Source organism: Mogibacterium pumilum, assembly GCF_002243385.1.
Taxonomy (GTDB): domain Bacteria; phylum Bacillota; class Clostridia; order Peptostreptococcales; family Anaerovoracaceae; genus Mogibacterium; species Mogibacterium pumilum.
This window is the reverse complement of the sequence record NZ_CP016199.1, coordinates 926,851-930,510: the sequence shown is the minus strand read 5'-3', so window position 1 is coordinate 930,510 and position 3,660 is coordinate 926,851. Positions and strand designations below refer to the sequence as shown.

General features: G+C 41.1%; 5 protein-coding genes. 1 reads left to right on the top strand and 4 read right to left on the bottom strand.

The window, feature by feature from the left end; genetic code table 11:
* Positions 1–330 precede the first annotated feature (330 nt).
* Positions 331–1,191 carry an Asp23/Gls24 family envelope stress response protein gene (locus AXF17_RS04475; protein WP_169711320.1) on the bottom strand — a complete coding sequence of 287 codons (861 nt, stop codon included), beginning with the start codon at positions 1,189–1,191 and terminating at the stop codon, positions 331–333.
* A 106-nt stretch (positions 1,192–1,297) separates the two neighbouring features.
* Between AXF17_RS04475 and AXF17_RS04470 the strand changes: the two genes are divergently transcribed.
* Positions 1,298–1,465, top strand: a complete 168-nt coding sequence (locus AXF17_RS04470; protein WP_094233992.1) for a DUF362 domain-containing protein — start codon at positions 1,298–1,300, stop codon at positions 1,463–1,465.
* A gap of 149 nt (positions 1,466–1,614) precedes the next feature.
* Here AXF17_RS04470 and AXF17_RS04465 read toward each other — a convergent pair whose 3' ends face one another.
* The 3 genes from AXF17_RS04465 to AXF17_RS04455 all read right to left on the bottom strand — a co-directional run.
* Positions 1,615–2,268, bottom strand: coding sequence for a redox-sensing transcriptional repressor Rex (locus AXF17_RS04465; protein ID WP_094233991.1), 654 nt, complete (start codon positions 2,266–2,268; stop codon positions 1,615–1,617).
* A 38-nt stretch (positions 2,269–2,306) separates the two neighbouring features.
* A complete protein-coding gene (acpP, locus tag AXF17_RS04460; protein WP_094233990.1) occupies positions 2,307–2,534 on the bottom strand; it encodes an acyl carrier protein in 228 nt (75 codons plus the stop codon).
* A 204-nt stretch (positions 2,535–2,738) separates the two neighbouring features.
* A partial coding sequence (locus AXF17_RS04455; RefSeq protein ID WP_157682625.1) for an ATP-binding cassette domain-containing protein occupies positions 2,739–3,660 on the bottom strand: 922 nt, incomplete at its 5' end.

Here is a 3,660-nt window from a genome sequence, read left to right as displayed (position 1 = left end):
CCTCCGGATTTACTGTCTCGGTGATACGTTTACCTTTTGGGCTTCGGTTTGTGTAGCAACCTCACCCACCGTTTAGCCTTGTATCCGGTTTCTGTTCGTAGGCTCGATGGCTTTGCTACACCGCTTCCTTCACTTGAGCATTACTGCTTTCCGCTTGCGGTTCGCTACACTTGGCGGTAAATACCCGTGACTGGACTCTCACCAGTAAGAACTGTGCCATGCCCGGCACACTACGAAGTTAAAACAGCAGTCTGACGACTGCTGTTTTTATTAATAACATAATTATTACAAAATTTATGCTTCACGTTTTAATATATAGAACTCCCAACATCAAGCCTGTTTCTTATCATGATTGCGAATTATCTCACGGTCGAGTACTAACTCCTTAATGTTAACATTTACGCATTTTACCTGAAATGACGTCATCTGTTCTATGCTGCGTTTGACATCCCTTTGGATGATAATACACGATCTCATGCAGTCAACTGTCTTCCTAACCTTTAAGTCCAGCTCGATTACCAAACTACCAGTTTTACCGTTGTTATAAAAATTCGTCACTCTTATATTGCGACGATACTTCCTCGCCACAATTCTTATGATATTCTCAATTACATTCTCACTAATCGTGTAATTTCCATTATACGCATATTGCGGCATGACTACGGTTTTCTCATACTTATCCGTCTCATCGTTGGCTAGAGTCCAGTTTTTAAGAAACCTCTGCGGATTCATGAAGTATCCTGCAAAATCACGCTTCAAATCTCCCATCGGTGCCGGTATAACATGTTCACCGTGATTATTACGACGTTCCGCAGCAATTTCTCGTTCACCAGCGCTAGTAAAATCCTCAATATAAAGTCTCTCTACAGCTCGCGGAAGTTCAAGAGTATCTGTAATTATATCAACCATGCGGTCTGATGTACCCAGAACCAGCAACTTCTTGATCTTGAGCGACTTTATCTTCTTCTGAACATCATGCCTGTGATCCTCATAGTTAAAAAGTGCCGTTCGCATTGCTTTAGCTTTCGATTCACACTTCTTAGCTGAATTACCTGCGACAATTTTATTGCGATATATTAAAAGTCCATCATCGATAAGTGCTGGAATGCCTTTTTCCTTTGCCACTCTTATCGCTTGATAGCTCTTCCCCGTACCACTTTTTCCAGTAAAAGAATAAACTTTCATACTCATAACAATCCTTGAAAACTTCACAAAAAGTTAACTTTATCAAACCTATTATACCATGATACAATACAGATGAAGAAAGTAAATGAATTGTTTATCATAGGAGGATTTTATGGCTTATAAGATTAGTGAAGATTGCATCAGCTGCGGCGCATGTATGGATGGTTGTCCAACAGAGGCTATTACAGAAGGAACACCTTACGTTATCGATGCAGATACTTGTATTGACTGCGGAGCTTGCGCAGATGTTTGCCCAGTAGGCGCACCTGCTCAGGAATAATCCGTTAGGGATATACCAAAGGTAGAGATGGCCCCCTGTGTTACGCACAGGGGGCATTTTTTATGCCTTATGATGGCTGTGCTGAATCACGGCATAAAAAATAGCTGGGCACCGCCCGGCCATTTTTCTTTACGTAATGTCAAAATAATTTACTTTTCAGCATCTTCTAGCTCATTGCTTCTAATGAGGAACGACAGTGTATGCAAGCTGTCACTTAGATGAACATTTTCAACAGCGATATCATGCGGTACATCGAGATCTACTGGAGCAAAATTCCAGATACCCTCGATACCAGCATCGACAAGCACGTCTGCAACCTTCTGCGCATTCTCACGATTAACGCAGATAATAGCAATGTCAATGTCATTTGCTTTTACAAAATCGCTCATCTCAGAAAAATCGCGAACAAGAACATCATTGATGCTTAGACCTACGAGTTTTGGATTAACGTCGAAAAGTCCTACGATATTGAACCCAATCTTGTAGTAATAAGTGTAGTTCGTGATTGCCTGACCAAGATTACCAATACCTATTACGATTGTCTTGTACTCACGGTCAAGACCTAGAATCTTGTTAATCTCCTGGAATAGAGAATCAACCGAGTAACCGTATCCCTGCTGACCGAAGCCACCAAATGTATTGAGATCCTGTCTAATCTGAGATGCAGTATAACCAATAAGCTCACTCAATTCATTAGAAGAGATTTTCTTAACGCCCTGCTTACGAAGTTCGTTCAAATATCTTCTATATCTTGGTAGTCTGCGTATAATCGCATTTGATACCTTTGCATTATTGCTTTTCATAAATACTTCCTACCCCAACTCGACAATTTCCATATTTCTTACTTGTGTGAATCTACGTACTCTACTAAATCCTGTACAGTCTCAAACTTCTCAGCTTCTTCATCTGGAATGTCTAGACCGAAAGCTTCCTCAACGCCAAGAATGATTTCAACAGCATCAAGTGAATCTGCTTCGAGATCTTTAATCAGACTTGTATCCATCTGAACCATGTCAGCATCAACACCAAGCTGTTCGACTACTAGATCTCTAATTGTATCAAAAGTCATAGCTCTAACCTCCTTTTGAAATTCAAAGATAATTATAAATTATACAATCGATTCTTGCAAGTTATTTATCAATCATATGCATTAAAATCATGATTATTGTAAATAAATCCGCAGGATTCTCATACTTTATAGACTGTGTATCATGACTTGCAATATCAGATACTCTTGATAGGAATACATCCTCCGCTATATGTAATTGTTCAACTATTCATCTTCTTGAAGGCTGAGCCATTCATCGTATATCCCTTCAAGCTCGGCCTTATACTCATCGGCTTTTTCTCCAACTTCGCGAAGGTAGAATACATCAGTTGTGTGTTCCGGCTTACACATCTCGGACTCTATCTCATCGATTTTACCCTCGATATCGTGAATCATAGCTTCAAGTTCTGCAATCCTGCGAGTCCTGCGTCTCTCTTCAGCCTCCTGCTCTTTACGCAGTTTACGCTCCTCTTCAGCACTTAGCTCTGCATTTGGCACTTGCTCTTCCTCTACCTCAGCCTCCTGCTGGTCGAACTCAGCACTCTTTTCGAGATAGTAGTCGAACTGCCCCTTGTATTCCCTTATACCTTCATGTCTTAGCTCAAGGATTCTATCAGGAACTTTGCTAAGTAGATATCTGTCATGAGATACGATAAGAACTGTTCCCTTAAACTCCATTATCGCAGCCTCAACAATTTCTTTAGACTCTATGTCGAGGTGATTTGTGGGCTCGTCGAATATCAGGGTGTTGGCTCCTGACAGCATTAGCTTCAGAAGCGACAATCTCGCCTTTTCACCGCCAGAAAGCGCCGAAACACTCTTGAATACGTCATCGCCTCTAAATAAGAACCTGCCGAGAATATTACGCATCTCAGTATCGGTATAGAGGTGATATGCATTCTTTATCTCCCCAAGTACCGTCTCATTCTCGTCGAGTAGAAGTTGCCCCTGATCGTAGTACCCGAAATCCACATTGTGACCAATCTTGAGATATCCGTCATCCGCCTCTTCTTCACCCATGATGATACGTAAAAGTGTAGTCTTGCCGACACCATTTTCTCCGATAAAGCAGATCTTCTCACCGCTCTTAATATCAAACTTTACATCGCTAAAGAGTTTCTTATCTCCGAAGCTTTTAGCTAGCTCT

Bases quoted from the DNA above. Each gene is read 5' to 3' on its own strand.
- acpP (WP_094233990.1), bottom strand. From the start codon at position 2,534: ATGACTTTTGATACAATTAGAGATCTAGTAGTCGAACAGCTTGGTGTT.
- AXF17_RS04475 (WP_169711320.1), bottom strand. From the start codon at position 1,191: ATGAGTATGAAAGTTTATTCTTTTACTGGAAAAAGTGGTACGGGGAAG.
- AXF17_RS04470 (WP_094233992.1), top strand. From the start codon at position 1,298: ATGGCTTATAAGATTAGTGAAGATTGCATCAGCTGCGGCGCATGTATG.
- AXF17_RS04465 (WP_094233991.1), bottom strand. From the start codon at position 2,268: ATGAAAAGCAATAATGCAAAGGTATCAAATGCGATTATACGCAGACTA.